Annotated in this window: 17 protein-coding genes; 10 read left to right on the top strand and 7 right to left on the bottom strand. The window is 36.5% G+C overall.

From position 1 onward, the window contains the following. Positions 1-21: 21 nt before the first annotated feature. Positions 22-1,425, bottom strand: a complete 1,404-nt coding sequence (locus tag AB3217_RS00565; protein ID WP_367365503.1) for an MFS transporter — start codon at positions 1,423-1,425, stop codon at positions 22-24. 213 nt (positions 1,426-1,638) lie between these two features. Between AB3217_RS00565 and AB3217_RS00560 the strand changes: the two genes are divergently transcribed. The 3 genes from AB3217_RS00560 to AB3217_RS00550 all read left to right on the top strand — a co-directional run bounded on the left by AB3217_RS00560 (position 1,639) and on the right by AB3217_RS00550 (position 4,191). Next, the gene (locus AB3217_RS00560) at positions 1,639-2,085 is read left to right on the top strand and encodes a LytTR family DNA-binding domain-containing protein (protein ID WP_068808437.1); all 447 of its coding nucleotides are present in this window, start codon (positions 1,639-1,641) and stop codon (positions 2,083-2,085) included. A gap of 5 nt (positions 2,086-2,090) precedes the next feature. Beyond that, entirely contained in the window at positions 2,091-2,831 is a 741-nt protein-coding gene (locus AB3217_RS00555) for a LiaF transmembrane domain-containing protein (RefSeq protein ID WP_367365502.1), read from the top strand. A gap of 61 nt (positions 2,832-2,892) precedes the next feature. After that, positions 2,893-4,191: an MFS transporter gene (locus AB3217_RS00550; protein WP_367365501.1), complete on the top strand. Its 1,299-nt coding sequence runs from the start codon at positions 2,893-2,895 to the stop codon at positions 4,189-4,191. A 176-nt stretch (positions 4,192-4,367) separates the two neighbouring features. On the opposite strand, the gene AB3217_RS00545 is transcribed toward AB3217_RS00550, so the two are convergent. From AB3217_RS00545 to AB3217_RS00525, 5 genes are all read right to left on the bottom strand, one after another. After that, positions 4,368-5,486 carry a site-specific integrase gene (locus AB3217_RS00545; protein ID WP_068808447.1) on the bottom strand — a complete coding sequence of 373 codons (1,119 nt, stop codon included), beginning with the start codon at positions 5,484-5,486 and terminating at the stop codon, positions 4,368-4,370. Further along, positions 5,483-5,725, bottom strand: a complete 243-nt coding sequence (locus tag AB3217_RS00540; protein WP_198145851.1) for a DUF3173 domain-containing protein — start codon at positions 5,723-5,725, stop codon at positions 5,483-5,485. Before AB3217_RS00540 ends, AB3217_RS00545 begins: the two co-directional genes overlap by 4 nt. Positions 5,726-6,132: 407 nt before the next feature. Next, positions 6,133-6,345, bottom strand: coding sequence for a helix-turn-helix domain-containing protein (locus AB3217_RS00535; RefSeq protein WP_057782918.1), 213 nt, complete (start codon positions 6,343-6,345; stop codon positions 6,133-6,135). Positions 6,346-6,365: 20 nt separating this feature from the next. Further along, a complete protein-coding gene (locus tag AB3217_RS00530; protein ID WP_068808453.1) occupies positions 6,366-6,764 on the bottom strand; it encodes a sigma factor-like helix-turn-helix DNA-binding protein in 399 nt (132 codons plus the stop codon). Positions 6,765-6,858: 94 nt separating this feature from the next. Continuing rightward, the gene (locus tag AB3217_RS00525) at positions 6,859-7,410 is read right to left on the bottom strand and encodes a TetR/AcrR family transcriptional regulator (protein ID WP_057782914.1); all 552 of its coding nucleotides are present in this window, start codon (positions 7,408-7,410) and stop codon (positions 6,859-6,861) included. 484 nt (positions 7,411-7,894) lie between these two features. On the opposite strand from AB3217_RS00525, the gene AB3217_RS00520 reads away from it, so the two are divergent. The 7 genes from AB3217_RS00520 (at position 7,895) to AB3217_RS00490 (ending at position 12,245) form a co-directional block, all read left to right on the top strand. Next, positions 7,895-8,062 carry a hypothetical protein gene (locus tag AB3217_RS00520; protein ID WP_367365500.1) on the top strand — a complete coding sequence of 56 codons (168 nt, stop codon included), beginning with the start codon at positions 7,895-7,897 and terminating at the stop codon, positions 8,060-8,062. Positions 8,063-8,183: 121 nt separating this feature from the next. Continuing rightward, on the top strand, positions 8,184-8,441 hold the full coding sequence (locus AB3217_RS00515; protein ID WP_367365499.1) for a transposase: 258 nt from the start codon (positions 8,184-8,186) through the stop codon (positions 8,439-8,441). Next, positions 8,426-9,310 (top strand): IS3 family transposase, encoded by an 885-nt coding sequence (locus AB3217_RS00510; protein ID WP_105782191.1) that lies wholly within the window; start codon positions 8,426-8,428, stop codon positions 9,308-9,310. Before AB3217_RS00515 ends, AB3217_RS00510 begins: the two co-directional genes overlap by 16 nt. A gap of 452 nt (positions 9,311-9,762) precedes the next feature. Continuing rightward, the gene (locus tag AB3217_RS00505) at positions 9,763-11,262 is read left to right on the top strand and encodes a S8/S53 family peptidase (protein WP_367366103.1); all 1,500 of its coding nucleotides are present in this window, start codon (positions 9,763-9,765) and stop codon (positions 11,260-11,262) included. Positions 11,263-11,283: 21 nt separating this feature from the next. Beyond that, complete coding sequence (locus AB3217_RS00500; protein WP_260274743.1) at positions 11,284-11,727, top strand: ATP-binding cassette domain-containing protein; 444 nt, start codon at positions 11,284-11,286, stop codon at positions 11,725-11,727. Positions 11,728-11,732: 5 nt separating this feature from the next. Further along, positions 11,733-12,005 carry a hypothetical protein gene (locus AB3217_RS00495; protein WP_260274742.1) on the top strand — a complete coding sequence of 91 codons (273 nt, stop codon included), beginning with the start codon at positions 11,733-11,735 and terminating at the stop codon, positions 12,003-12,005. Positions 12,006-12,008: 3 nt separating this feature from the next. Further along, on the top strand, positions 12,009-12,245 hold the full coding sequence (locus tag AB3217_RS00490; RefSeq protein WP_367365498.1) for a hypothetical protein: 237 nt from the start codon (positions 12,009-12,011) through the stop codon (positions 12,243-12,245). Positions 12,246-12,443: 198 nt separating this feature from the next. Here AB3217_RS00490 and AB3217_RS00485 read toward each other — a convergent pair whose 3' ends face one another. Then, positions 12,444-13,820: an ISLre2 family transposase gene (locus AB3217_RS00485; RefSeq protein WP_068806374.1), complete on the bottom strand. Its 1,377-nt coding sequence runs from the start codon at positions 13,818-13,820 to the stop codon at positions 12,444-12,446. Positions 13,821-13,965: the final 145 nt, after the last annotated feature.

The following is a 13,965-nucleotide window of genomic DNA, read 5'->3' as shown; positions in this document are numbered from 1 at the left end:
CTTTTGCTTAATCTCGCTTTTTTAGACTGCCTTCTTCTGATGCTTAACTAAAGTAATCAATAAAACCAGTGCAATTCCGATCAGAGCAAACGCAAACCAATAACTAAAATGCATACCATAAACAAACCAGTTTGGATTATGTTCTGGGTACGTGGTAATATGCCGACCCGCTTTTTGACTAATACCAAAATATAACAGAGATGTCGACAACGACAGACCAATTGACATCCCTAAGTTGCGTGCCAACGCCGCAATCGATCCCGCAATTCCTTGAAACTGTTTGCCAGCATTTCCCATTATCATTGGATTATTTTGGAACGCCCCATTCGCCAAACCAAACAACATTAGCCCAATAACCAGCCAAACAATCCCCCAATTAGGCGTAATGAACATAAAAATCAGTTCAGGAATTAAAAAGATCACAAGTGCGATTAAGGAAACCTTGTCCGCACCAATTCGATCACCAATCATGCCACCAACCGGTGCTGAAAAAATATTCAAAAGTGGGACGGCCATCAAGATTAGCCCAGCGACTGCAGACGAATATTTCAGAGTTTCCTGCAAATAGTAAGGCATGATCATATTATTAAAATAACCAACCGCAAATACTAGCATCGTTGAAATAACACCGATTGAAAATCCCACATTTTTGAAAATTTGTAAATTTAAAAGTGGGTTGCTGACTCGGATTTCGTGAAAAATAAAGATGGCAATAAAAATGGCACTTAAGCAGAATAATCCCAGGATTTTCAGTTTGGCAAACCCAACTTCTTGACCCCAATAAATGGCCACGAAAAAACTAACTATTGCGAGCACATAGGCCAAATAGCCGGGAAAATCAATTTGTACTTTCTCATGGATTGCAGGCTCTTTAGGAAAAATTTTGTATCCAAACACAAAAGCAATCAAACCAATCGGCACGTTAATGAAAAAGATAAAATGCCAGGAAAGAATAGAAAGAATTAGTCCGCCTAGTCCCGGACCCATAATATTTCCCACCTGAACAAATGAACTATTAACACCTAATGCCACCCCATGACGATTGCGTGGAAAAATTTGCGTAATAATTCCGAAGTTTGTCGCCATAGTCATAGAAGCTCCAATTGCCTGAACTACCCGAGCTCCCAGCATAAGCGGCAAATTCATACTTAAGCCACAGCCTAGTGAGCCAACGACAAAAATTAAAGTGCCAATCTGAAAAAGTTTAATACGGCCAATTTGATCCGACAATTTTCCAAAAAATATTAGTAACATACAGATTAACACTAAGTAAACGGACACTACCCATTCAGCTTCATTCATAGGAACATGAAGGTCGTGGGAAAGCTGTGGCACTGCAATATTAACAATACTGGCATCAATTGTTGACATAAATGACACCATTGAAGTTGCCAGCAGTAATATCCATTGTGACTTTTGCTTCATAATTTTTCATCCTCAATACTCTAATAAACTAGCAATAGTTTACCACTAATACGGTCTGTTCTTTGATACCTATTTCAACTTTTTAACTAGATTCTCAGCTGTTCACCATTTAACCGGTTACGCGTAATTTTGTGCCACTTAAACAAAAAGTATTCCATTCCTCATTTAAAAGTAGTCTAATAATATCAAAGCAACAGGAAGGGGGCAATGCGAATGAAAGTGCGACTAGAAATTGATAGCTCGTTACAAGAGCCAGAAGTTGTTATTAAAACACCTAAAGATGATGCGACCGTTCAACATCTCAAAAACTTGTTGGAAAAATCAACCACTGCGGACACCATCAAGTGCTATCAAGATAAAACCGAATATTTTCTGAAGTTAGATAGTATCCTTTTTATTGAAACTGCAGATCGGCGATTACAAATACATACAGCAGACAATATTTACACGAGTAAAAAACATCTCTACGAATTAGCTGATACACTTCCTGGTTATTTTCTCCAAGTTTCGAAATCAGCTTTAATTAATCTGTACCAAGTCAATGCATTGTCGAAATCCATTTCAAATTGCCTGATTTCATTTCGCAATTCGCATAAACAAATTTACGCATCGCGCCGTTACTACAAACAACTACAAGAACGATTAAATGAAATGAGGTAATAATTATGAATACAAAAATAAAATGGGGTCATTGGTTCTGGGGAGTATTTTTCTTAGCTTGTGCTTTTGTCTTAATCGCTAGTAAAGCAGGTTGGCTTACTTATCATATCGGGATGTGGACACTTTTTCTAACTTTAATTTTGGTGGCTGCTACTATCAAGAGCATGGCTTACTTTAGCGTAAGCGGCACTGTCTTCAGCCTGGCTTTTATCAGTATTCTTTATGCGAAACCCCTTGGCATCACCAATTTAGTTCCCTGGACAATTCTGGGTGCTGCTTTACTCCTAAGTATTGGATTATCACTCGTGTTACAGCCTTTAAAACGAAAAGTTCATCCACATCAACACATTATTGTCAATAAAACGATCGATAGCAATGGTCAGAGTTATTCAGAAAGTACAACAACGGACTATGAATCCTACGTCGATGTCAATGTACGCATGGGGAGTGCTATTCGTTACGTCCAATCTGCTAATTTTCAGCAGGCAACAATTAATGTGACGATGGGGGACGCTAAAATTTATTTTGATCAAGCAAGTATCGTTGCTGATCAAGCCAATATCAGCCTCAACGGAAGCATGGGTGAGATTTACCTGTATGTGCCCAAAGAATGGCTCACACAAATTAAATTAAGTTCATTTATCACTGAAGTTGCTGAAACAGGAGAAAAGCCCACAAAAACTGGACCTTTAGTCACGATTACCGGGAACTTTAATATCGGCGACATTACAGTTCATTATGTTTAGCGTTAGAAACTATTAATCAATAATTGAAGGACAATTTTACTTCAAAATTGGGGATGCTATTATGAATAAAATTAAATTATCTGCACAAACCATTAGGTTATTGATAATTAAGTTCACTGGTGGGTTTGGCAGTGGCATGCTGTCTTTTGCCACCGGTTTATATATTCTTCATCGAACCGGTTCTGCGTTAGGTATGGGTGTGTCATTAATTACGGGACCAATTATTTCTCTACTTTTGACTCCTTTCGTTGGCTTTGTGGTGGATACTTTCAACCATCGTAAAGTTATGATTGCCGCTCAAATCACAACTAGTCTTGGATTACTTTTATTTGGTTTTACTTTTCAGCTATGGCCAGCCCAATATTTTGCGGAACTTATCGGCCTAATTGTTATCCTTCAAATTACCGATAATTTTCTCAGTACAGCGCTCACTGCAAGCCTTGTTCAATTATTTGACTCGGATGAACTACAGAAAGTAAATTCGTTAAACCAATCTGTTTCGTCGTTAGCTTCTTTCTTGGCACCAATTATTGGTGCTCTCGTCTATACATTGATTTCTATAGACAATTTTGCATTTATTGAAATTGGATTTGAACTAATTGCTTTATTCACAATCATGTTTCTTCGTTTTAAGAATGCAATTCAAGAGCAAAAACCTCAATCAACAGATGCAAGCTCTACAGAAACAGTCTGGCAGAATTTTCGCGCTGGTTTTCAATATTTACGTAACCAACGTTTAATGCGTATTTTAATCATTTCTTCGGCAGCCATTAATTTTTTCTTCTCTGCTGTCAACGTTGGCGAACCCTATTTCCTGGTTAAAACGTTGAAATTGTCCAGCACCCAGTATGGGATCACAGATTCATCCCTGGCCGTTGGGATGTTTCTTGGAGGAATTTTATTGAGCCTAATGAAATTAAAACACCATCCAGTTCTAATTTCATATTTAAACATCGGCTTTTTATCACTCGTCTTCATTGCTGTAGGAATTCCAGAAATTCTAAACTTATCTGCCGATATAAATACCATTTACTTTATTGCCTTAAATACTTTAAACGGTATAATATTGGTCTTCATTAACACGCCTTTGGGCATGTATATGCAACAATTAATCCCGCAGCACATGCAAGGACGGATTTTCTCACTAACTAGCACGATCAGTATGTTATTAATGCCACTTGGGACAATTGTATTTGGTTTCTTATTTGATCATCTGTCAGCTTTGCCAATCTTTGCCATTACTGGTATTTTATTAATCATCTTCACCACTTCAGTAGTCTTAACCTTGAGCAGACAAAAATTACTGAATCAGCCTAAAAACTCTTCTCAACCGCAGCTACCGCAAGGAATCAGTGATTGATACAATCGTTAAAAGTTTGTTATTAAAAAAGATGATCTTTTTCAGACCATCTTTTTGTGTGTTGTTCCACGTGAAACATAACAACTGCGTTGAAACTCTTTAATATCAATGTTTTGAAGCGTTAGATATGCCAAGTGGCACCAAAATGGCACATTCTGGCGTTTTTAAGTTTTTTGTCACTGTGGCGCCTTAATTTGACCATTTAATCGGCTGGCAACTTCAAGATTACTTTTGGGGTACAGATGACCATAAATTCCGAGTGTCGTTTTTATGTCCGCGTGGCCTAAACGTTCCTTGATTGCTAATGGATTTTCTCCCATGTCAATTAACACTGATGCGTGCGAATGCCGTAGCGCATGAACGGTAATTCGATGGACACCCGCAATTTCGGAGTAAGCAGTAACAATCCGTGTATAGGTCATTGTTGGCGTTGGTACACCATCAAGCGAAAATACAAACTTAGAACTCGTCATTAATTTTTGGTCTTCGTACCATTCAAGTAAAAATTCCTTAGTTTGTGCATCTAAAACAATTACCCGTTTACCTGCTTGCGTTTTTGGCGTGGAGAAGTAGTAGTCATTGGCATTGTAAAAAATTAATGTTTTATTGATATCAACTGTCCCATGGACAAAGTCGATATCGTCCCATAACAAGGCCCGTGATTCACCGCTTCTTAAACCAGTCATAAATAAGAACCACAACACCATAAATTCAAAATGTTGGGTATAGGTACCGGCTTTATCGGTATGGTCAATCACTTTTTGAAACTCTTCCTTGGTCCAAAAATCAATTTCGGATTGTTGCTTTTTGATGTACCCAATTACTCGAGCCTGGTTAGTTTCCACAATTCCTAAGGTTTTCGCTCGTTCTAAAACATTTGCTAGCATTAGATTAATGGCCCGTGCAGACGATGGAGAATGGCCTTTCAACAGAATAATCTGCCACTTTTGAATATCTAACGGTTTGATTTGGTCAACTAGATAATTTGAGAAATAAGATAGTTGCTTGTTTATGATTCCTGAACGATGTTTATAAGTTTGTGGTCTAACTTGTGTTTTGTACCACGGCTTAAAAATATCATTTACAAAACGCTCAAAAGTCATTTGGGATAACTCTGCTGACTTATCGGGGCCATCGGCCATCATTTTACGATAGGCTTCTTTGGCTTCGGTTTTAGTACGGTAGCCACTGCCACGTCGTTGAACACGTTTACCAGTTTTAGAATCAAATCCGATATTAGCTCTGAATGCATACGTTCCGTTTTTTTGTTTTTTAAAGATATCTTTAGTGGTCAAGATAGTTCCTCCTTAACCGTAGAGATACCGCTTGTGGGAACAATCAGCTCACTAATGGGAATGCCTAAAATTTCTTCAACTGCTGATGCTGGTACCCGGCCGAGCTTTCTAGCACGATAGTATTCAAACCCTTTGTTAACCATTACGGCCTTAGCCAGTCTGATGATATCAGTTGAACGTGACGGGCCATAACCTAACGCGACTAAATCGCTTTTCGTGACAGTAACTAGTAACGGCACAGCAAGACCTCCTTTCATAGTTGCATGAACTTGAAAGTGAGACTTTGCAAGTTCATTATATCAGAATCAGAAACAACAAACCGCTAAAGGCTCGTGACCAACAAGCACATAGGAATCGCACCTCTCCTCGTTACGTGGGAGCTTCGCAGAAGTATCATTATCCATCTTTAAGGTTAACGCAGTAGGTGGTAAATCTATCTTGATTAAGTTCAGTCATCGCTCACATTGCTGGTCATCGCGCTAAACTAATCGGGCTCGCTTAAAGATTTATGTCTTTAGCAGTTAGTATCAAGTTTTCAAAGAGCACACAGGATTAACTCCTGTTCACTTAATACAGGCACATAAAAAATCAAATTTGAAACCAAAAACAAAAAAAGATTGGCGATTTTGCCAATCTTTTTTATGTGCTAGCTAGTCATGAATTTTTGAACATTGAATTTATAGATAGTTTCTACAAGACATATCCGTAATTCTTGATAATAGTCATCACTCATTCTAACGCGACCATATCGTGCATATTTTACGCAGAGCGGGTTAAACCGCGTTAACAAGTCGGCCATGGCTAATTCATCGCCAGATTGAGCAGCTAAGATTAATGGGACTAAATTAATGGGTTCCATGTTGTCGAGTTCCTTTCGTACTAATCAAAGTAGTGTTCAACAATACAGTCAATTGCTTTACGCTTCTGTTTACTCACGGCTTGGCTACTAATTCCCAATAAGTCACCAATCCGAGCGTCAGAGGCTTCTTCAACAAACTTCCAATACAGAATAAACTTTTGACGTGTGTTCAGAGTCCCAACTGCAATGGCTAGTTGATTGTTGTCAATGAAGTTCTCCATTTCCCAGATATTATTAAAGCTCATTTTTTCCAGCATGTGTGGTGATTCATAATGCAGTAGCTTCTCAATAACCAAATTTTCATAAGAGACAATTTCTACTTTATGATTTTCCTTTCTGTACAGCGTAAACGAGCGGTGCATAATGGCTTGTTGAACATAACGGACAAAAATTTTGGTCACTTCAATCTCGGATTTCAAATACATACCCCCAAATGTGTTGTTTCGAAATTACTAAAAATTCTTGCTCACTGTTACAGGAACAATTTGTGCCGTTTTTGAAACCAGTGCTTCCTTATTTTTTAAAGACTTGCAGTAAATTCAGGATAATATTCATGAGTTGCTGATTATTTTCTTTATATCCTTGTTGCGCCCAGGTGATGATAACGGCGATTAAGCCTCCGGTAATAAAACTAACTTGGAATTTAGCATTAATAGTTTTGATAAAAATATCTTGTTGCAATAGTTGTTTTACAATCGTAGACAAATGTTCAGATAAAGTTTCCTCCATTCTATTTTTGATTAGCAAGTCAATTAAAAATTTGTGCAATTGTAAATAACTAACAAAATAGCTGTAACCATTGATATGTGGACTTTTACCAGCCCTACGTAAGCGCCGCGTCATAACGTACAGTTGACTATCAAGGTATTTATCAAACATATCTTCTTTAGAATGGAAGTTAAAATAAAATGTTGAACGAGCAACACCAGCCGTTTTACAAATTTCCACAACACTAATGCTGGTCATCGGTTTACTGGCAAGCAACTTTACAAAAGCATGAAACAGTAAATTCCTAGCAATTTCATTGTTATTGTTAACGGGGAAATATGAAAATTGAGAATTCATTGGGCACCCCTCCTATTTATGACTAACCAATGTTGCAAAAGCCTGTCGTGAGTGTTAAAAGAACTTACCACAGGCTTTCACTAATTATTAATCTTGGCAGGTTAACTTGCTTTTAATATAAAAAACAGGCTTTAAGTTCTCAGTAGAAGGAGAATTTAAAGCCTGTTTTTTAACACATATAAATTACCAATAACCGATATTCTCTCTATATGGTTATTTAAAATAATTAATTTCAAATACGATCCTATTTAAGCGGAAAACAGCTAATCAAATATTAATGTTTTTGTTCTCAAATATTAATAAAAGCGTCCGTTTCACCTTGACAAAGATAAATAATGATGGTGAATTCGTAGTCAATTAGAAAATGATGATAAGGAAGGCGATTAAAATTAAAACAATCTAAGAAAATGAAATTAAGCTAAAAATTAGCTCTATTTATTCTGACATTGGTGTTGTGATACAAAAGGATAATCAGAAAGTATTCATGGATTCTTTATCAATGGTAAATTTTTTAATTGAATTAGAAACTGCTTTTAACATAGTAATTGATACCAATAGTGCTCAAAAACTTTTGGGTGCCACTCCTAAGATCACGGTAAACATTATTAAAAATTTGATTGAATTGAAAGGAGGTGAGACTTATGACAAATAAATTGATGGCTTTAAAAGAAATCCTTTCAAACTTAGTATTACGTCAAAAACAACAAGTGAAGGTAGTATGAAATCATGGACACGATTTAGTATAATTCCATAATAGGAAGGATTGTGTTTTTATGACCAAGAAAAAGTACTCAGTAGATTTTAGAAAAATGATTGTCAAGCTGTACCAGGATGGCACCCCGGTAGCTGATCTTACAGACGAATATGGTGTATCAAATGTAACTATTTACAAATGGATTAATCTATATAAAGAAGACAAAGGAAGTGGAATTTCCAAATCAGATGTTTTAGCGTTGCAAAAACGTTTGAAACAGCTAGAAAGTGAGAATGACATCTTAAAAAAAGCCTTAACCATATTCGCCAAAAAGTAAACCCAGATGACTGGCAGACAGCCGTTGATATTAATTTGAAGCACCATAGTATCAAAGAAACCTGTAAAGTACTCTCAGTTCCACGCTCAACTTACTATGAACATCAGCAGAATCATGTATCGCCACAAGCCAAGCGTCGTAAGACACTTAGCCAGTCGATTAAACGCATTTACTTTAATTCTAGACGTATCTACGGGGCACCTAAAATTCTAAAAGCGTTACAAAAAGAAGGTAAGACTGCCAGTATTAAGCTAGTTCAACGATTAATGCGCCAAATGGGGTTAAAATCAATCACGCGCAAGAAGTGGCATTATCAACAAACTAATGATATTGATGCGACTGATTATTCAAATATACTCGCGCAAGATTTTCGTACAACCAGTCCAAATCAAAAGTGGTGTGCAGACATAACTTATATTCACACCAAAGCCAATGGCTGGTGTTATTTATCAAGCATTCAGGATTTATATTCACGTAAAATCATTGCCCATAAAATCAGCCGTCATATGACTGCTGATCTTGTGATCAGCACTTTTCAACAAGCCTTTGAAACTAGAAAGACGACTAATAACTTAATTGTGCATACCGATCTGGGTAGCCAGTACCGCAGTGCTGGCTTTGAACAGATCTTAGCGCAACACCATATTCGCCATTCTTATAGCAAGCGTGGCTGTCCCTATGACAATTCATGTTTGGAATCATTTCACGCCAGTTTGAAAAAAGAAGAGGTTTACCAACACCATTATCAGGATTTTGAAGAAGCAAATGCTGCAATATTCAGCTACATTGAGAGCTTTTATAACAGTGCTCGAATTCACAGTAGCATTGATTATTTAACTCCAAATGAAAAGGAAAAATTAGTCGCTTAAATTATACATAATCGTGTCCAGATTCTTGACTTAAATCCAAAGTAGCTGTAGCCGGTCCTGTTATTGAATCTTACAAAGATTCCAAGTAGGTCATAAGTTACATAAAGAAAAAAGATGAATTACAATGAAAAAGGAACTTAAGAAACCAGTTGAAACCGCTGATGAACTTGTAAAACTTTACAAGGAAACGGTTGGTTAATTATATTTATAGCAATACAACGCCTTCAAAATTTTATTGAAGGCGTTTGTTGTATTCAGAATGGCACTATCTGGAGGTGATGCATTTGAAAATTGTTGTTTTAGACGGGGGCTGCTATTCCTTCCAAAGTCAAAACGGAAATAAAATAGTTAGATATAATTCATCTAGTTACAATTCAAAAAATGAGACTTCTAGTATGAATCATGGCTCTGCGGTTACAAAAATAATTGATAATTATGTACAATAAAGTACTATCATTTCCGTACAAGTTTTTAATGATAACCATATGATTCGGGCGAGAGACTTAGCTTCTAGTATCAAAAAAAGCATAAATGAATTCCATCCGGATATTATTAATATAAGCATGGGTACTAGAAGTGATAGCGATGGTGAATTGCAGCAAGCTGTTAACTATGCTGTTAAGAAAAAAGTTGTTTTGGTATGTGCCGCTGACAATAGTGGAGCAATAAGCTATCCGGCTTTTTATAAAGACACCCTTTCTGTCCTTTGTGATTACAAAATAAAACAAATAAAGAATTTTAATGTTGTCTATAATAATTGGATCGATATTTTAGCATACTCTGGTCACTTTTCCGTCGAGATTAAGAAAAGACAAGAGCAAGTAATTGGTTCTAGTTTTAGCACACCTGTTATTACAGCGATAATTAATAATATGTGGTCAAAAGATTTAGTTGGTCAAGATAACTTGATAGTAGAAATCAAAAAAGAAATGAGTCAAATGCAATATAGTAATGATTCTTTTCATCTGAAGCATCATCACAATATAGTTAATGATTTTCTTACCTCAAAGGATAAAGCAATATTTCTTCCCTTAAATAAAGAAGTGTTTGCTCTTATGAATAACTCTGATTTTGTTGTTCCACATATAGCCTCAATTTATGATTATCACACAAGCCCCAAAATTGGAAAATCAATGGCAGATATTGGATATACAAGTTATGTACCCAATCAAGTTATAGGAGATATGAGGGATATTAATTGGGAATCCAATGACTTTAATTCAGTAGTACTTGGTCATGTTAAAGAAATATCATTGTTACTAAAGAAAGACCTATTATCCGAAATTATTGAAAAATGCAATGAGTACAACAAGAAAATTTATGCGTTAGATTTAGTACAGAATGAAAAAAAACTATACAAAGAAAGACTTGGCGGTTCTTTATTTACTTTTAATACACCAATTGTTGGAGTGATTGGTACTTCAAGTAAGCAAGGAAAAGTAAGTCTACAACTTGAAATAACTAGACTTTTGAAAAAAGTTGGGTACGACGTTGGCCTTATGTTAACAGAACCATTTTCTGAAATAATTGGTTGTAAACATTACTGGCATTATGGCTATAACGCGTCCAAATTTTCATGGCAAGAACATGTTGTTGGATCTAATAATACTATGAAAAAGATTGATGATGAAAAACATGACCTAATTATAGCAGGAACCCAGTCGCAAGTGATGTCTAGTAATATGAAGAATACTGGTTTTATACCTGTTGAAACTCAATCTGTCCTAACGGGTATTAACGCAGATTGTTATGTTCTACTTGTTAACAAGACCGATTCAACGAATTTAATTACTAGGATAGTTAAATACATTGAATCCTACTACAATCGACCAGTACTCGCTCTTGTCGAGTCAAGAGGAACCTCTGAGTTAAAAGGTAATTTAAATGATCTGCCTATTTTCTGTCTTTCAGAGACTGATAAGGTAGTAAAAAGAATTATAGAGTTTTTTTAAACCAAAAAAAGTGGTGTTTTTATGCAAATTGACATTCAGAATTTGAACAAAAAATATAATGCACGACAAGTATTATTTGATATTAATTTATCAATAAACTTAGACAGTAAAATCATAGGATTGGTTGGCCCAAATGGTGCGGGGAAATCTACTTTGATGAGAGTACTAAGTGGTGTTTTATTACCAAACTCTGGGAAAATAAAACTAAATGATGCTGATAAAAAGCTTGAATATATTCAATGGGCGTTGAAAAACACATTATATGTACCAGCTGGTGAACGAGGATTAATCAATAGGCTCTCATTGGTTAACAATTTTAGATATTTTTGCGGTCTAAAAAATGTTAATTATAAAAAAGGGTTGAGCTATTTTGAAAGTATGGCACAGACCCTTGAAATGGAAAACTTAATTAATCGTGACTATGACCAAATGTCAACAGGACAAAAAAATCAGCAGCCTTATTAAATGCATTGGCACTCAAAACAAAATTAATTCTTTTAGATGAACCTTCAAATGGATTGGATATTGACGCACAAGATGGATTAAAACATGTATTAAACCTAACCAAAAATAAGGGAAATCAAAAAGTATTGGTGTCTTCTCACGATGTAAACCTTTTAACAAGTGTTTGCGATGGTTACGTGTTTATCAGAGAGGGACATATTATTGCAAAATTGGATTCACCTGCAAGCCATGAAGATTTAATTAATTTGTATCATCAATCATTTAAAAAGGAGGGATAAAGAATGAGTGGAATCATGCAAATGATTAAGATGGAAGCATTGAGAGAATTTGAAGTGAGAACAAAATACAAAGTACAGTTTTTAAGTAGTATTGCAATATATACTGTAACCTACCTTATTGTTATATACATTGCGAGCTCCCCAACAATGGCCGCTTATTATCATACCTCAGTGACAACAGGAAAAGTCTTAATCCTGATAGGTATGTGTCAAGTTTTAGTAGGTAGTGTCTCTAATTAGATTTTATTTATGTTTTTAACTACTTTTTGTTTCGTTCCGGCGTTGATGCGGGGCCGTGTGGGTCGCTTACGAGCTAACTTCTTGCCCTTCAGGCCAAAAGTGGATCTCTCCAGTCTCCCATGTCTCTAAGCGATAAATCGCTAAGTGACATCGACACACTCTTTCACCAACGCCTCCGCTCCACCTGTTATTCAAATCCTATGAAATAGCCTTCACCAAATTACCCATAGCACTGCTAGTTGCTGCGTCTAATGAAATACTGCCGTGCCTAATTCCTTGATGTTGCGTAAAAGGCTGTTTAAGAAAATAACTAGCGGCCACTTTAACTGGCATGATGCTTATTGGCAAGGTATTGGGCATCTTTATCATTGCTGTTTCTAATTGCCCGTTAATTTCACTGGTAATCACCGCAATCATCGCCTTCAATCCAGCTTTACTCCAAGAGCGACCTTGATGTTTTAACCGATAGGTAAAGCGTCGATGATTACTTTCACAGCCACCTAAACACACGGTTTCGGTAGCTAAGCTTCGCTTGTCAGCTGGCTTTAAATAATTCCAGTTACGTTTCAAGTAACTCCGTAAAAGCTGAATTGCTTCCAGACTATCCGCATAATTGGCTTGGAACTCACACGTATCAAGGACAATTTGAACTTGATCATTATCCCAATTATGCACACCCTGAAATAGTTTACTTTGCAGAATTTTAGGCATCTTGCTTAATCGACTACGAATTTTTCGGTTCAAGTGATAACGATCTAAAAAGTGCTCATGTTTTTTGGCCCCAACCGCTAATTCATCAAAGCAGGATGGTTCATAGCCACTCCCATTATCGCTACCGGTAATCATTGTAGTTGCTCGTAAATCATAATTCTGATCGAGATAATCTTGTACTTGATTAAAAACTGCTTGCCGGTTTAATCCCGTAAATACATGTCGGTTTAACGTCTGTCGGCGCTGGCCATTTTGGCTAATACCTTCCGTTAGTTGCAGTCGATGAATAAAGACATTTTTATGGTGTTGCTTAGCCTTTAAGGCCACACAAAAGGCATCGCCTTCCAAATACAGATAAGGAACTCGCCGTTTCTTTTCGATGTTCACTAATGTGGTTTCTTCACGCTGCTTTTCACATTGCGTACCGGCTGCTTGATAAAGTTGACCAACTTTTTGATGACTGATAGAAAGTGGGGTTAAAAGGTTAACAGCCAAAGCTGTTGTCCGTAAAACACTATGTGAAGCTAGCTTGGCAACCTTTTCGACCATTAAGGGTGAAAATCTACTTCGTGGAATTAACTGCAAATAACGATCCAAAGGAAAGACATACTTTTTATCAGCTAGCTTCACTAACCGGCGTTTGAAAGTTACGGCCCCACACATGAAATTCAAAGTTCTTTCGCGTTTACCAACAATTTCTTGGTATTTTGTTTCACCAATTAAAAGATCATCCAACTCTTCTAGTGCTTGACCTAAAGCAGTGGCAATCAACGCTTGACACCGAATCATTAAATCTTGTTCCGCATTAAATAAACTATTACTATCCTTTAAAACTGTCATGATTTCTGTTAAGATTTGAGACATGAAGACCGTTACCTCCTAATTTTTGGCTACCAACCTAATTAGAAGATTAACGGTCTTCTCGTGTTTTGAAAAGGCTTTTTTTCACTTTCCTACTAAAACTTTACACTAACTCCTGATAGGATATCTTTACTGGAATGCTGGTGTT

Source organism: Pediococcus parvulus (genome assembly GCF_964063155.1).
Taxonomy (GTDB): Bacteria; Bacillota; Bacilli; order Lactobacillales; family Lactobacillaceae; genus Pediococcus; species Pediococcus parvulus.
The sequence above is the reverse complement of the archived record's forward strand: the minus strand, read 5'-3'. Positions and strand labels throughout refer to the sequence as shown.

Bases quoted from the DNA above. Each gene is read 5' to 3' on its own strand.
- AB3217_RS00565 (WP_367365503.1), bottom strand. From the start codon at position 1,425: ATGAAGCAAAAGTCACAATGGATATTACTGCTGGCAACTTCAATGGTG.
- AB3217_RS00560 (WP_068808437.1), top strand. From the start codon at position 1,639: ATGAAAGTGCGACTAGAAATTGATAGCTCGTTACAAGAGCCAGAAGTT.
- AB3217_RS00555 (WP_367365502.1), top strand. From the start codon at position 2,091: ATGAATACAAAAATAAAATGGGGTCATTGGTTCTGGGGAGTATTTTTC.
- AB3217_RS00550 (WP_367365501.1), top strand. From the start codon at position 2,893: ATGAATAAAATTAAATTATCTGCACAAACCATTAGGTTATTGATAATT.
- AB3217_RS00535 (WP_057782918.1), bottom strand. From the start codon at position 6,345: ATGGAACCCATTAATTTAGTCCCATTAATCTTAGCTGCTCAATCTGGC.
- AB3217_RS00525 (WP_057782914.1), bottom strand. From the start codon at position 7,410: ATGAATTCTCAATTTTCATATTTCCCCGTTAACAATAACAATGAAATT.
- AB3217_RS00520 (WP_367365500.1), top strand. From the start codon at position 7,895: ATGGATTCTTTATCAATGGTAAATTTTTTAATTGAATTAGAAACTGCT.
- AB3217_RS00515 (WP_367365499.1), top strand. From the start codon at position 8,184: ATGACCAAGAAAAAGTACTCAGTAGATTTTAGAAAAATGATTGTCAAG.
- AB3217_RS00500 (WP_260274743.1), top strand. From the start codon at position 11,284: ATGCAAATTGACATTCAGAATTTGAACAAAAAATATAATGCACGACAA.
- AB3217_RS00490 (WP_367365498.1), top strand. From the start codon at position 12,009: ATGAGTGGAATCATGCAAATGATTAAGATGGAAGCATTGAGAGAATTT.
- AB3217_RS00485 (WP_068806374.1), bottom strand. From the start codon at position 13,820: ATGTCTCAAATCTTAACAGAAATCATGACAGTTTTAAAGGATAGTAAT.